Origin of the sequence: Mycoplasma paraquilae, assembly GCF_048284415.1 — a bacterium.
GTDB lineage: Bacteria > Bacillota_I > Bacilli_A > Mycoplasmatales > Metamycoplasmataceae > Mycoplasmopsis.
Genome location: NZ_JBLVZU010000001.1, coordinates 257,858 through 273,361, shown reverse-complemented (window position 1 = coordinate 273,361; position 15,504 = coordinate 257,858). Strand labels below are relative to the sequence as shown.

The window sequence follows — 15,504 nt, the reverse complement described above, 5'->3', positions numbered from 1 at the left end:
CTTTTAAAAAATCATATTTATTTGTTAATATAATTTTTAAATCAAAAATTTAGGAGTAAATAAAAAAATCTAGAATAAACTAGATTTTAAAATCATTAAAATAAATTGCAATATTAAGTTATTCCATCTCAATATCATTAATAAATGTTTCTTCATTTGCTTCATCATCTGAAACCGTTTCAGCTTCAGGCAAGCTAGCTGTATATTTACATTTTGGGAAGTTTTTACATGCAACAAAAGGTTGATTTTTCTTATTAAATCTTTGAACTAAGATTCCGCCATCTTCTGGACATGGTGTATCAAATTCTTTTAGTGGGAATGTGTAAGTTTCAATTTTACTATCGGCTTCTTCAAATTCTGTAGCAAACTTATCTCAAAAGTTTTGCATCACAATATTTTTGCTAATTTTATCTTCAGCAATTAAGTCTAATTCATCTTCAACTTGTGCTGTATAAGTTTCATTAATGATGTTAGGGAAGCCTGAAATTAAGTCCTTAAGAACAATTTCTCCAAATTCAGTCGGAACTAAAGCATTTGATTCTTTAACTGCAAAATTTCTATCTTTAACTATTTTTACAGTAGCAGCAAAGGTAGAAGGTCTACCAACTTTTATATTGTCTAAAGCTTCAATTAATGAACCATCATTATATCTAGCTGTTGGCTTTGTTTCGTGATCTTCAAAAATAAATTCCTCTACTGGAACAACTTGGTTTACTTGGTAATTTGGATTAATATCTTCTGTTTCTTTTCCAGTAACCACATAATATCCATCATATTTAATTTTAGAATACGAATTTCTGAATGTATATGTTCCGTTTTGATATGTATAAGATGTAATTTCTCTAATTGGTTGTTTAATTAAGGCTTGTAATGTATTTTCATAAATCATTTTATAAATTTTATACTCTGAGTCTGTCAAGTTATAAAGTGCTTTTGCGCTTGCTGGAGTTAATTCAATATGCGTAGGTCTTATTGCCTCATGGGCATCCTGATCTCCACTAAATCCTTTAACTTCACTCGCAATATAATCTGCACCTCATTTTTGCTTAATATAGCTATGTGCTTGGTCTATAAAGTCTTGAGAAAGACGTGTTGAATCAGTTCTTGGATATGAAATTAACCCGCCATCTCCAAATCCTTCATAAAGTTTTTGCAACACATATTGTGTAGTTTGTGAAGAGAGTGGTGATTTACGATAAATAACAGCTTGCTTAAATGGTTGCATTGCAGCAACTTTTCTTTCGGCTACTTTTATATCTGTAACAACAAGTTCTTTTTTAGCTGTAGCAAAGTATTTTTGAAATTTTTCCAATTGTTCGTTATTTATTCAATCTTTTCGATCTCCTGAAACTGTAGCATCATAATAATAAGCAAAATTATCATTTTCTATTTTAGCTGATAATGTTGCATATTTTTCCGGCACGAATGCTCTAATTTCGTTTTCACGATCAACAATTAATTTTAAAGCAATACTTTGAACTCTTCCGGCAGTTGGAGTTCCTGGTGCTTGTTTTAATTTAGTACGCATTAGTTTTGAAAGTCTAAAACCAATAATTCTATCAAGCATTCTACGAGCCTTTTGAGCATCAATTAAGTTAAAGTCTAACTCTTGAGGTTTAGCTAAAGCTTTTAAAATTGCATCCTTAGTAATTTCGTTATATTTAATTCTTGAATATCTATCTTGTAATTTTAAATATTCAACTAAATGATATCCAATCGCTTCCCCTTCACGGTCCGGGTCAGTTGCGATATAGATATGTTTAGCATTTTTAACAGCAGCCTTTAGTTCTGAAATTACTTTTTTCTTACTTGAGTCAGCACTATATTCTGGCTCTCAATTTTCCATATCAATTCCAAAACCATAAGTTCCTGTAGTTTTCATTTTCAAAATGTGGCCAACACTAGCAATTACTTGATAGTCATCTCCCACATACTTTTGAATTGTATTTACCTTATTAGGTGATTCGACAATAATTAAATTCTTTGTTCCCATAATTAGTTATAACTATACCTTTATTTTTTGAAATTTAAAAATATTTTTTTATATTTTCTTAAAATGCTATCTCTTAATTATTTATTTAATAATTAAAAAAGATAAAGAAAAATGCCTTGTAAGCATTTACTTAATGAGTTCATGGTAAACTGCATTGACTTGTTTCATTAATTCATTTGCATCAGCTGTTTTAAATCGATGATCTTCATAAACAATTTTTCCATTAATAATAGTTGTGTAAACATCTTTACTATTTGTTGAGTAAACTAATGAATTAATAACATTAGCACTTGGTGTGTGATTAATGTTATGAATATCAACTAAAATTAAATCAGCTAAATATCCTGCTTTGACTTTCCCTAAACTTTCTTCCATGTGTAAAGCTTTAGCTCCATTAACTGTAGCCATTTTTAAAGTTTCTCAAGCAGGTAAATTAGTAGGGTTATCATATACACCTTTTTGAATTAATGAAGCAAACTTCATTTCCTCAAACATGTCTAAATTATTATTTGATGCAGCTCCATCAGTACCTAAGCAGACATTAATTCCTTCAGCTAACAATTTACTTACAGGTAAAACTCCTGAAGCAAGTTTTAAGTTTGAACAAGGGTTATGAGCTATTGAACACCCAACTTCTTTAATTAATTTAATATCTGCATCAGTTAAATGCACTCCATGTCCAACAACTGTTTGACTGGTTAAATTACCTGTTTTATATGCTTCTTGCAATGAATTCATTCCATATTTAGCAATAGCATTTTGTACTTCTGCTTTAGATTCATTTAAATGAATTGTATGCAAGTTTTTTAATTCCTTATGTAAGTTACCACAGGCTACCAAGTCAGATTCATCATTAGTATAAACTGAATGTGGTGCTACAACACTTTGAATCAAATCATTATCTTTATATTGTGTATATAATTCTTTAGTTTCTTTTAAATTACGTTCAAGTGAATCCTTAGTAATTCCAATTCCTAAATAAGCTCTAATATTAACTTCACTGGCTGCACGTGCTACCTGATCTTCATAAAAGTACATATCTAAAAATGTTGTAGTACCACTAGAAATCATTTCTAGCATTCCTAATTTTGCCCCATAATAAACATCTTTTGGAGTCATTTTACTTTCAATTGGAAAAATATTATTAAATAACCAATCTTCTAAGTTAACATCATCAGCATGATTTCTTAACATTGTCATTGCTATATGAGTATGGCAATTGATTAATCCAGGCATTAAAACATTGCCATTGGCATCAATCACTTTATCAGCTTTAAACTCAGGATCTAATTCAGGAGTAACTTTTACTATATATTTATCTTGAATATAAACGTTACCATGAGGAATAACTTTATTTTCATCTTCCATAGTAACTATTGTTGCATTTTTAATTAAAATTCTCATTTCAGCTCCTTTATTAAAAAAGTATTAAAACAATTATATTACAAAATTATTTCTTAATAGCATTCTGCTACAAAAATGCTTCATTTTAGTAACTTATTATTTAGCTATGATAAAATTATTTTATAACAAGTTAGCTTGAGATGGAGAGATATATGCAAAAGGAAAAATTAGTGCCAGAAATAAGATTTAAAGGGTTTGAAGAGGAGTGAAAAACAGCAATATTAGATGATTTTATAGATTATGAAAGGCCTGATAAGTATATTGAAAAACTACCATTGTTGGAATTTGGACGAATACCCGTGTTAACTGCGAATAAATCATTCAAATTGGGGTATACTGAAAGTAAAAACTATTATGCAAAAGGCGATTGTATTCTTTTTGATGATTTCACATTAGATAGTAAATATGTTAATTTTCCGTTCATGGTCGTTTCCTCAGCTTTAAAAATTCTAACATTAAAAAATAACCAAGACTCATTATCTTACTACTTTGCAATATTAAGTAACAATACTTTTGAAAGCCAGGGACATGCAAGACATTATATTTCTGTTGTCGCAAAAACATCAATAAAAATTAGTGACAATATCACAGAAAGAAATTTAATCGGATCATTTTGCAACTATATTGACTCTTTAATATCTTCTCAAAAACTTAAACTTAAAAAACTTAATGAAGTAAAACAATCATTATTAAGCAAAATGTTTGCTTCAGAAAATCAAAAATTCCCAGAAATAAGATTTAAAGGCTTTGTGGAAGAGTGAAAATGCCAACAATTTAATGACATAATTTATAAAACTGGTGAAAAAAATATTAATAATTTAAAATTAAAAAGCTACTCAGTTTCTAATAAATACGGGTTCATTGAACAAAATGAGCAATTTAAATTTGGCGGATTAGCAATATTTTCTGATAAATCTAAATCACAGATTATTTCTCCTCAAACATTTGCATATAATCCCGCAAGAATTGATGTTGGATCTATAGGATTTTGAAATAAGGATTTTAATATATTGATCAGTCCTATGTATGAAGCATTTAAAGTGAATAAGGAAATTCTTGATGATATTTTTCTGTATAAATGGTTAAAAACAGATATTTTTAATTTGATTGTTCAATTAAATCAAGAGGGTGGTGTAAGAACTGTATTTAATTTAGAAAAACTATTGAATAGTTTTATTAATAAGCCTTGCAGCATACTGGAACAACAAAAAATAGGTCAATTCTTCTCAAGTCTAGATTCTCTTATCCGCTCTCAAGAACTTAAGCTTGAAAAGTTAAATAACATTAAACAAGCTTTATTAGAAAAAATGTTTTGTTAATATATTTCCATTTTGGAAGTATATTTTTTATTCTTTTTATTGTCTAATATTAGCTGCAAAAAGATTTTTGTCTCACTTTCTATATAATAGGCTTAAAAAATAGTCTTTAAAATTGAGCTATATGTTAAAATATACAATTATGGAAACAACTATGTATAACTCATTGATGCAAATCAAACAAAAACATGATGAATTAGAAAAACAACTTCAAGATCCCGAAGTTATTAACGACATTAAAAAGTACACAAAGTTAAATAAGGAGATTAACTCAATCCAAGATATTGTAGATGCTTTTAATAGCTATCTAGAAGCTGAAAGCAACTTAAAAAATGCTAAAGAAATGCTTAAAGAAAATGATGATGAATTAGTTTCTTTAGCGAAAATGGAAATTGCTGAAGCCGAAAGTAAAATGGAAAAATTAACTGATGAATTAAAGATTTTAATTTTACCTAAAGATGAAAATGATGATAAAGACGTTATTGTTGAAATCCGTGGTGCAGCTGGTGGAGATGAAGCAAACATTTTTGCTGGGGACTTATTTAGAATGTATTCAAAATGAGCTAGTCAAAATGATATGAAACTTACTTTACTTGAATCTTCTGCAGCTGAAGCTGGTGGATTTACTCTAGTTGTCTTCTCGGTTAAAGGCGATAAACCTTATTCAAAACTTAAGTTTGAATCAGGAGTACACAGAGTACAAAGAATTCCTGTAACCGAAACTAAAGGTAGAGTTCATACCTCAACAGCTACAGTTACAGTTATGCCTGAAATTGATGATGATATCAACATTGAAATTAAATCAGAAGATGTAAGAATTGATGTTTATCGTTCAAGTGGTAATGGTGGACAATCAGTTAATACAACTGACTCTGCGGTTAGAATTACTCACTTGCCAACTGGAATTGTTGTTACTTGTCAAGAAGGTAAAAACCAAATTCAAAACAAGGATATTGCCTTTAGAGTGCTTAAATCTAAGTTATATGACATCGAGCTTCAAAAGAAACAAGCTGAAGAATCAGGATACCGTAAATTAGCTGGTTCTGGTGCTAGAAGTGAAAAGATTAGAACATATAACTACCCACAAGATAGAGTTACAGATCATAGAGTTTCTTATTCAACTAGCTTGCTTCCTGTTATGGAAGGTAAGTTAAATTCAATTATTGATGCACTACTTGCTGAAGAGCAAAATGAAAAGATTGCTGAAGCAGGAATTTAATTCATGCCTACAAAAGCAGATTTATTACTTGAAAAAAGAAGATATGGTTTACCTCAAACTGTATCTTCTTTTGAATTAGAGCTCCTTGAGCAAGGAATGCCAGTGCAAAAAATTATGGGATATGTTGATATGCATGACGTCAGAATCAATGTTAACCATAAAGTTCTTATTCCCCGTTATGAAACTGAAGAATTAATTTTACTTGTTGAGCAAGCGTATCAAAATAAAAACAACTTACAAGTGCTTGATTTATGCACTGGTTCAGGTTTTATTGCTATTGCACTAAAGAAAGCTAATCCCACTTGAAGTTTAACTGCTAGTGATATAGATCCAGAAGCAATAGCACAAAGTGGCGAAAATGCTTTAAGCAATCAAGTAAATATTAATATTATTCAAAGCGATTTATTTAATAATATAGAGCAAAAATTTGATGTAATTGTTTCAAATCCACCTTACATTCAAGAAAGTGAGCAGCTAGATGCTAGTGTAATTAATTTTGAACCACTACATGCCTTATATGCTCCTGAAGATGGTTTTTACTTTTATCAAACTATTATTGAACAAGGTCAAAACTACCTCAATCCAGGTGGCAAAATCTTTTTTGAAATTAATCCATTTCACAAACGATATTGAGAACAACTTCAAGCGAAATATCAAATTGAAATTCATAAAGATATGGCTGGCAAAGATCGCTTTGCCATTGTATCGTTTAACTAATTCACTCTTAGAGTGGATTTTTATATAGCAAAAAATAATAGATTTAATATATTTCTCAAATTATAAAATATAATATTTATGGAGGATATATATGGAAAATAAATTATTAAGCACACTTAATTTAATAACAACAGTTTCTAATACAATTCAGCCTAATGCCACCATTGAAAACAAAGATGCTGATAAAACAATAATAAATGGTGCAGAAAATGTCTCTTCGCTATCCGAAAGTCAAAATAAAGAGCTTATGCAACTCCAATCAACCATATCGAGTCAAAATTCTAAGCTTTTTAGTGATATCGCTGATAATATTCTTGATAATAAATTTAGTAGTAAAAAAGTCACAGAAGCAATGCCAGAAAGCGATATACAAGCACTTGCTAACGTAGCGCTAAATGAAGTATCAAAAATTAAAGGAATTAATACGGATAAAAATAATATTTCAGAGAATAACAAATTATTTATAAAGGAATTTAAAAGTAACGTCAGAAAAATCTCGCTACAAGTCAAAAAAAGTATTAAAGAAAACAAGAAAAACAATTTTCTAACAACAACAACAAATATAGAAAGAATAAGCACTACCAGCAATAACAATTGAGCAGTAAATAATGATGGTCAAATTAGTTCTAAATTTGTTTTATTGGAATTAAAAAAACTTGATGAATTATATGATAAATTTAATCAAAATAAAGTAAAACAATTAGAAACCATAAACAAATTGAATGCCACAAAAAGAAATTTAATCATTGCTTCAATTTCTTCCGCCACAATAGCAGCTGCATTATATGCTGCATCCTTTTTCTCATGAGGTGCAACAACTCCTTATGCTGTTGCTGCCACCATAACATCTACAGCTCTTTCAGTTGCAGCAGCAGCTGTAGATTATAAAATATCTATTTTAAAGAATTCATATAGTGATATAGATAAATTATATGAATTTCTTTCTTCATCTAAATTATGGTCATCCGCATCAAATATATATACATATATTAATTTGGCAGACAATATTGTTACATTAAAACAATTATCAAATGCTTTTAAATATGGACTAACCATTACCAACTCTACTGCAGCAGCTGCCTTTTTTGGAATAGGTTCAAATTTATTATCTATCGGAGTGGGGAGCATAGATTTATACAATGTTTATAAAGAAATCTCCGCAACAAACACTTTAATTGAGGCTATAAAAGAGATTTCCAATAATATATTGGATAAAAAAAGTAAGGTAGAAAAAATTGAGTGAGTTGTTGTAAACGAGACACCAATGGATAAATTATATACTGAGGGAGGCAGCGGTGGCCAAAATCTAATGTTTATGAATTTGGTAACGAAAGAAGTGAAACCTCTTGAATATTTTATATCAATGACTAAATCACAATTGCACTACATGGGATTAACAAAGGCTTATCACCCTATTACAGGATGATATATAAAAAAATTACCAAATAAAACCATGGAAGATAATTTAGGTTAGATTATGTTCTTTATTATATTTGGCTCAATAGTTATATATATTAGATTTTTTAGCAAAAGTAAAGTTTTTTCTCGAATTGTTAAAATTATTCTGCCACAAATTATGCAAGATAAAGTCATGGTAGAAAATAGCTTTTTAAAATGGTTAAATAAAAGAATCATTATTTATACGATTTTAGTTATGTTTGAATGGACATTAGGAATATTAATAGGGTCAATTGCCTTAAAAATTCTAATTTATTATGAACAACATAATTTAGTGAATACAATTTATGGCATTCTAATTAAAACTTCTAGCGCCATAAATATATTCGGCAGCCTTAGTCTGACTATAATTGCTATTGAGTATTTCAGATTATTAGATCTTCTTACCAAAATTAGAATGCAAAATTGTTCAAATTATGATTGCAAAAGGATAGATAGTTTATTTATAAGCTGTGAATCATTTCAGCAAATTAATTTAAAAAAACAATCTCGTGCACTAATTTTATTGCCAATTAATTCAAATATGTGAAATGTTTTTCTTAATATTAAAATTGATAAATATCTAAATAGTACAAGTGAAATGTGAAACTATTGTTCTATTATTTTTTGCAATCATTATAAAATAAAAGGAACAAATATAATTTTAACTCCTTGCATGCTAAAACAATATTGCCGTGAAAATGGTTTTGAAATTTCTGGAGAAAAATAATGTTGGGAATATTAGATATTATTTTATGTTTCGTTTATACACTTGTTAGTAAAAACAGAATTATGTATCCCTTATCTATTGTTTCAAGAAAATATTTTATAAAAAATAAAATAAAAATAAATAATCAAATTTTTCATTTTATATTTTCCAAACTTTTCATAGGCATTATTATTTATTTCTTCTTAATTTTTCCAACTATAGTTTTTATTGCAACATTTGAAATATTATGGCAAAATGATATAGCATTAGAACTTAAAAAATCAGACTGATTTAATTCATTTAAAATAGTGGACTACTGTGGAATTGTGATGGGATTCATATTCATATCTCTTAATTGTTTTGAAACAATTAAATTTAAATTCTGGCAAATCGAAAATAATAAATTAAGTGATGAATGCTTGCTTGGAAAAGTTATTAACAGTAAAAAAGAAACAAGTCAAGTCACTTTTAATAATTCAGAAGCTCATTATGTATATAAGGTTTATTCATTTGATATAACACAATATCTCACTAATAAAAATGCTGTTTTTGAAACACATAAATATGTAGGCTATTGAATTACTGCAAGTCGCTATTTGCAAGGAAATGATTATTGAAAATATTTATTAATATTACTACCGACAAATTGTACTATTCTAGACGGGAAAAGAATTGAACTATATTCTTATCGAGATTTCTATAATAAGTATTTTAGCAATATGCAATAAAAAGAACCACCTCATAAATAATCAAAAAACTTTACAATAGAAAATAGGCTTAAATCATTCTTTATTTTATAATGAATCATAATAAATATTTGTTTTCAGTTAATAATAAAAACGTTTCTTTCTAGTTAAATGCCTGATGATAGACTATTTTTTAAACTATCATAGTTTTTAAATCAATCTATTTAATGTAATGTAATTAAGACAACATATTATTATAAATTTTATAAAAATTACTTTCTTTTATTAATATAAGCACATAATTACTATGCAAAAGCATAGTTTTTATTTATCTACTAGAGTACTACAGCATAGCATTAAAAAACACAGGTTACCCAGTGTTAATTATTTATTCGCAATTTTATATCAAATATTAATTTACTAGTTAACTTTGAACATCCTCTTTATTAGACTCGTGTTTTTGCTCTTGTTTTCAAATGTAGTACTTAATATTAAAGAAATATTTTCGATAACCAAATTTATAGCTGTAGAAGAGTGAAATATATCTTCATAAAAGTCAACTATCGCTAGTCAAATATAGATAAACTAAGGCATGAATAGAAAATTTAGTTGGGTCGAGTTTTCAATTCAGATCTAAATACTTTCCTTTTTTAAAGTTATCTCCTAAAACCATCCGAACAAAATAAAATGCAATTGATTCAAAGGCTGTAATACAAAATAGCATTATCACGTATCCGTATGTATCATCCTTTATAGCATAATGCGGGATGCAAAGTGGTAATAGTATTACAATTTGAACAATAAAAGCTATTGCAGTATACAATGCATTTGTATTAGCTATAGCATTTACTGTTTCAAAAACTTCTATATCAGATGGGGCCTGAAATTTGATTTTAGCTTTATTGTTCATTATTTTCACCTTCAACAAATTCGATATTTAATGCTGATGCTATTTTTTTACAGTGACTAAATGGGTACATTGCCATTAATAATCTTCTATACAAAATAGTGCATTTTGAATTCTTAGTAAATATGCGAATTTGTATCAGCTCTTCAGTATCAACTTTTTTTGCGAGCTATTGCCCCAGTAATTAAAAATGAGATTATAAATACTAAAATTAAGGCTGCAAAGATAATTAAAATTGCATATAGTACATATAAGTAATAATTGTCTTTAAACATTTGTGTAAGGAATAAAATTAATCATATGATTAATTCTATCAGTAAAGCCACTGGCGATGCATACAGTAATCAAAGTATGATTCTGACAGTTGTAGCATATTTAAAAATATTGTCTTTTGTCTTTAGTTTAGTATGGATCATAATAGTCTCCAATTATTGGGCTGTAAATTAAAATATGGACATAAGTCTCAGCTAAAAATTATTACGCCTCATGTATGGCTAAAATGAGTAAAATATATATTTGCTAGCCTATTTTAATTAGGCTGGTTAGCATGCTTTATCCTTAATATTTTGTTATTGTTTCCACATTTTGTTCCATATTTTTAAAAATTTCTACGAATAAAACTTTTTTATCACTTTCGTAGTTCAAAAAGGTATGGTAGTATATCAATAACATCCGGTATTAAAAAACACAGGTTGCCCCGTGTTAATTATTAAATGTAAGTTATTTTAAAGTAAATAGTTTTTTACCAACAGTTGCATTAGCTTCTAAGTTAGTAATTTCTTGTAATTTTGAATCTTGTGTTAACACAAATAATACATCTTTATTAATGTTTTCATTATTAAATCTGTTTAAGTCTAATTCAAATAATTTATCACCAGCTTTAACTGAGTCATTTAAAGCAACAAAAGCTTTAAATCCAATTCCATCAAGCTTGTAGCTATCTTTTCCAAATAAGATAACAGCTTCAACACCATTACTTGAGTTAGATAAAATGATTTGAGATTTATTAGCTGGCATCATAGCTATTTTTCCATCAAATGGAGCAACTACTTCAGCTTTTGTTTCATTTGTTAATTTAATTCCAAATCCTTTTCCAACTAACCCTTTAGAAAACACACCATCATTTAATGATTCTAAAGAAAATGTTGTTCCTGTAACTGGTGCTAATACATCAATTTGATTTACTACTTGTGCATTAGTTTCAGTTTTAGCACATCCACAGTGTCCTTCATTATCAGCTTCTTTGACAGATGAACATAAAGGTTTTAATTCATCTTTATTAAATTTAATAAAGCAGTTTAATTCTTCAGCACATGGGAATGTTGCTTGTACGTGTCTTGCAGCGTCAAACACTTTTATATCACTTGCTCCAAGTTTTTTTAGTTCTTCAATATTAACTAATGCAATATTTTTAACATCGTATCTTAATTGAGATACTGAGTTATTAAAAGCTAAAATATTATCAAAACCACCAAATGCATCAATAATAGCAGCTAGATTGCACATATCTTTGTGATTAACTTCTTTATTTTTTATGTTTTCAAACATAAGATCTCCTTATTTAAAATATTACTTAAATTTTATCCTATTTTAGATTTCATAATCTAAAAAATAAAGATTTTTATCTTGTACTTTTTACCTACCCCCTAGGCTTAAAGAAGCTATATTTCTTAAATTGCAAAGGTAAATAGAAACTAAATAAACCTCTTGCAATATTAGATTAAATAAAAAAGTTTTATTTTATGTACAAAATTCTAAATATGGAACAAAATGTGGAAATAAATTCAATTTTAACAAGGTTTTATAACTTCTTTATATAATTAAAAAGTTAATATTTTAAGGAGTATATATGAATGAAACAAGTAATAAGAAAAAAATTTACTGGTTATTTTCAATCGGAATTATCTTAGCAATTGTGCTTATAGCAGCACTATATACACTACTACTATTGCCTGTAATTATGCCAATATTAACGGATGAAGTTAAGACTTCAAAAAACCCTAATGAAATCAAGTTTTTTATAGCAGCTGAAGTATTCTTTGGAATATGGCTTCTTATGCTAGCTCCATTTATTGCTTTCTATAATTTAAAATTTGGATTTAACCTATGAATTAGAATATTAATCAAAGATTTTGAAACACCAATTCATCGTTTTCCTAGTCAAAAAGGTAAATTACTCGCTTTTATCTACAAATATATTTACATTAAACCAACTTATGATCTTGAAGTAAATTTAAACACCGTAAAACAAGGCAATAAAAAAGCAATTGCTTGCTTAATTAATGCTTTTCCAGCACTTAATTTAATTTTTGCTCTCACAGGTTTAGGATTAATTATTAATGCCTTTGCTAATCCATCATATCATGGATCATTTATTAATTATATGTTTATGATTTATATATTTGTTATGCTTGCATTCCTTGGATTGTATCCATTAAATCGACTAGTAATTTATACAGTTATTAAAGAAAATAATTTAACTGGTAATGACTTCAATTCCAAATATACTAAACTAATGATTAAGCTATTTGGAAGCAGATTCTTCTCTTGAATTTTAAAAACTCAACTATGTACAATTGCTTCAGTTAATCATGAGGATAACTGAGAAAAAATTGAATTTGATTAATATAAAAATGCCTAAAGCGCTATATGCATTTTAGGTCATTTTTTTATTTAAATAATGCTGTTTGATAATTTGAGCCATAAACCTTGGCTAACGTTTCACGATATGAGTTTACTTGATGTGAATATTTTGTTTTATCAGTTCCATCAATAACATTATAAGGTTGGACATAACCATTAATATTGCTTGAATAAAATGGCATATTTAAAGCATAACCAACAGTTAAAGCTTTTTCTAATTGTACTTGTGCATTTTCTTTATCAATTAAAGGCTGCTTATGATTATGCCCAAATAGTAGTCCTACTGGTAAATTAGAATCATTAACCACTAATGAGCCGGAAGCTCCTCCAATAATATCACATGGCACTAAATTTTCATATGCCAGACCATAAAATCTGCTTCTAGGTTCATTATTAAATTCTGCTCCATGATCTGCAATGACATTGCCATTATATCAATCAATAGTACGTCAAAAGTTTTGATCAATATTATGTACCAGACCAGTTGAGCTGCCTAGCATAGAAGGAGCTACATTATATAGCAATTGGTTTCTGCTAGCATTGACAAATGGATATCCAGCAAAATAGTCTCAGGTAGGTTGCTTTTGAAGTTTAACGTTGCCAAAATATTTTTCAATATCATTACTTACTTTGTTAATTTTATTAATAGTGTTAGGTTGTTGAATTACGCCATCTTTAGTTCCTAAAACATTATGTGCAAATAATGCAACTGAACCATAATCCATTCCAGCATATGGTAAAGTAGAATTTTGCATTGGATAAGAACCACTTTTGAATTTTTCGATTGATAAATCCAACTCTTTGATTGCATTATTAAGCTTCTTAGTCAAAACGTTATTATCCGCTTTCATTTGTTTTAATTCTTCGATTCTAACTCTTTTTTCATTATCATTTAGCTTAGGATCAATTGTGGGTAAAGCATTGAATTTCTCTATGTCATAGTCAAATTCAATTACAGAAAACTCTGTATAGTAACGCCCTTGATATAGAGCAGAAACTTTTTGATCCATAAAGTTGTGCGCTAAAAACAAGTTTTTAGGTCACATTTCATAATTTAATTGTTTATAACTGTACTTGCGCTTTTTATTTGTTCAATTGTCAATAGCTCCTAGGCGAATATTGGTAATTGATTTTTTACGATTGGGCTGTGCATTAAAAGTAAAGTCTTTATCTGAATATAATTCAGCAGCGACATGATAATTAGTAGCAAAGAAAAGCTTATATTTAGTATCTGATTCTTTGTGATAATCTAACAATCAAATAGTTCCAGCTGTATTAGTTCCATCATTAAAATCTCAAATTAAAGAAAATGTTCGATTTAGAATGGAACTAATATAAGCTTTATTATTTTCAAGCTTCCCTTCAACACTAGTATCTAGTTTAAATTGTTTTAAGTTAGGATGTTCTTGATAATATTTCTTAATCTCTTCTGTAGAAAGTACTCTATCTTTATCAGTTTCACTTTCTTCAGAATGATCAGAAATTTGTTTTTTAAGTTTTGCAATTTCATCAAGCAATTTAGCATTTTGTTCTTGCAATGTCGCATTAGAACTATTAGCAATTTCTAAGGCACTTTTGGCGCTTGCTAATTGAGCTAAAAGTTGTTCCACTCGCTTATTTAATTGTTCTTGCTGTGTTTGTAATGAAGCAACTTTTTCTGTATTTGTCTTAATTTGTTCTTTTAATGAAACAATTGTTAGATTATTTTGCTTAATGGTAGCATTATTTGCTTCAATAGTCGCTCGCAATTCCTCATTGCTTGCAGTTAATTCTTTTACTTTTTCCTGTGCTTCTTGTAGCTGGCTTGCTACTTGATTTATTGCATCATTTTTGGCTTTTAGTGCTTGCTCTAAGTTGTTTTTATCTTTTTGAGCTTGAGCTAATTGAGCTTTTAATGTTTCAATTTGTTCTCGATCTTGAACTTGAATATCATTAGCTTGTTTTATAGTTTCTTGTAAGGATACAATTTGCTTATTTAGCTCTTTTATTTGCTTAGCAAGATTTTTATATTCTTGGTTATTTTGTAACTCTTTAACTTGTTGCTGCAATCTATTTATCTTAGTTTGATAATCAGCTATATTACTAGCATTTTGTTGTAATTGCTCATTTAACTGTTTATTTTGGCCATTTAATTCCGTAACTTGAGATACTAATGAAGCATTAGTATCTTTAGCTTGAACTAGTTGTTCTTGTACTAAAGTTAAATTGCTATTAACTTGCAATAGCTGTTTGTTTGCATTTGTTAAATCATTTTGTTTTTGCCCTAAAGCCTGATTTAGTTCATTAATTTGTTGATGTAATTGCTCAATTAACTTATTTTTCCGATCTAGTTCCTGTGCTTGCGGTTTATTACATGATAAAGTCATTAGTGGCATTAAACTTTGAACACTTATTGCTCCTAGAGCAAATTTCCATTTTTTCATAACATATTCCTTTTCTTTTATCTTTAATAATTTTAACATTCCCACTAAAA

General features: G+C 28.2%; 12 protein-coding genes. 7 read left to right on the top strand and 5 right to left on the bottom strand.

Going from position 1 to position 15,504, the window contains the following annotated elements:
- Positions 1-118: 118 nt before the first annotated feature.
- A complete protein-coding gene (gene topA / locus ACNQ12_RS01150; protein WP_418019091.1) occupies positions 119-1,993 on the bottom strand; it encodes a type I DNA topoisomerase in 1,875 nt (624 codons plus the stop codon).
- A 126-nt stretch (positions 1,994-2,119) separates the two neighbouring features.
- On the bottom strand, positions 2,120-3,397 hold the full coding sequence (locus ACNQ12_RS01145) for an amidohydrolase (protein ID WP_418036940.1): 1,278 nt from the start codon (positions 3,395-3,397) through the stop codon (positions 2,120-2,122).
- A gap of 152 nt (positions 3,398-3,549) precedes the next feature.
- Here ACNQ12_RS01145 and ACNQ12_RS01140 point away from each other — a divergent pair, with 152 nt between their 5' ends.
- The 6 genes from ACNQ12_RS01140 to ACNQ12_RS01115 all read left to right on the top strand — a co-directional run bounded on the left by ACNQ12_RS01140 (position 3,550) and on the right by ACNQ12_RS01115 (position 9,523).
- Positions 3,550-4,716, top strand: a complete 1,167-nt coding sequence (locus ACNQ12_RS01140) for a restriction endonuclease subunit S domain-containing protein (RefSeq protein ID WP_418036939.1) — start codon at positions 3,550-3,552, stop codon at positions 4,714-4,716.
- 139 nt (positions 4,717-4,855) lie between these two features.
- The gene (gene prfA, locus ACNQ12_RS01135) at positions 4,856-5,932 is read left to right on the top strand and encodes a peptide chain release factor 1 (protein ID WP_474623453.1); all 1,077 of its coding nucleotides are present in this window, start codon (positions 4,856-4,858) and stop codon (positions 5,930-5,932) included.
- A 3-nt stretch (positions 5,933-5,935) separates the two neighbouring features.
- Positions 5,936-6,649 (top strand): peptide chain release factor N(5)-glutamine methyltransferase, encoded by a 714-nt coding sequence (prmC, locus tag ACNQ12_RS01130; protein ID WP_418027253.1) that lies wholly within the window; start codon positions 5,936-5,938, stop codon positions 6,647-6,649.
- Positions 6,650-6,740: 91 nt separating this feature from the next.
- Entirely contained in the window at positions 6,741-8,123 is a 1,383-nt protein-coding gene (locus ACNQ12_RS01125; protein ID WP_418036938.1) for a hypothetical protein, read from the top strand.
- 180 nt (positions 8,124-8,303) lie between these two features.
- Positions 8,304-8,816 (top strand): hypothetical protein, encoded by a 513-nt coding sequence (locus tag ACNQ12_RS01120; protein WP_418042097.1) that lies wholly within the window; start codon positions 8,304-8,306, stop codon positions 8,814-8,816.
- On the top strand, positions 8,816-9,523 hold the full coding sequence (locus ACNQ12_RS01115) for a hypothetical protein (RefSeq protein WP_418027250.1): 708 nt from the start codon (positions 8,816-8,818) through the stop codon (positions 9,521-9,523). The genes ACNQ12_RS01120 and ACNQ12_RS01115 overlap by 1 nt, the downstream gene beginning before the upstream one ends.
- A 382-nt stretch (positions 9,524-9,905) precedes the next feature.
- Here ACNQ12_RS01115 and ACNQ12_RS01110 read toward each other — a convergent pair whose 3' ends face one another.
- Both ACNQ12_RS01110 and ACNQ12_RS01105 read right to left on the bottom strand, forming a co-directional pair.
- The gene (locus ACNQ12_RS01110; RefSeq protein WP_418027248.1) at positions 9,906-10,391 is read right to left on the bottom strand and encodes a hypothetical protein; all 486 of its coding nucleotides are present in this window, start codon (positions 10,389-10,391) and stop codon (positions 9,906-9,908) included.
- A 717-nt stretch (positions 10,392-11,108) separates the two neighbouring features.
- Positions 11,109-11,936 carry a PTS sugar transporter subunit IIAB gene (locus ACNQ12_RS01105; protein ID WP_418027247.1) on the bottom strand — a complete coding sequence of 276 codons (828 nt, stop codon included), beginning with the start codon at positions 11,934-11,936 and terminating at the stop codon, positions 11,109-11,111.
- 301 nt (positions 11,937-12,237) lie between these two features.
- On the opposite strand from ACNQ12_RS01105, the gene ACNQ12_RS01100 reads away from it, so the two are divergent.
- Entirely contained in the window at positions 12,238-13,014 is a 777-nt protein-coding gene (locus ACNQ12_RS01100; RefSeq protein WP_418036932.1) for a hypothetical protein, read from the top strand.
- A gap of 43 nt (positions 13,015-13,057) precedes the next feature.
- Here ACNQ12_RS01100 and ACNQ12_RS01095 read toward each other — a convergent pair whose 3' ends face one another.
- A complete protein-coding gene (locus ACNQ12_RS01095) occupies positions 13,058-15,454 on the bottom strand; it encodes an MIP family Ig-specific serine endopeptidase (RefSeq protein WP_418036930.1) in 2,397 nt (798 codons plus the stop codon).
- Positions 15,455-15,504 lie beyond the last annotated feature (50 nt).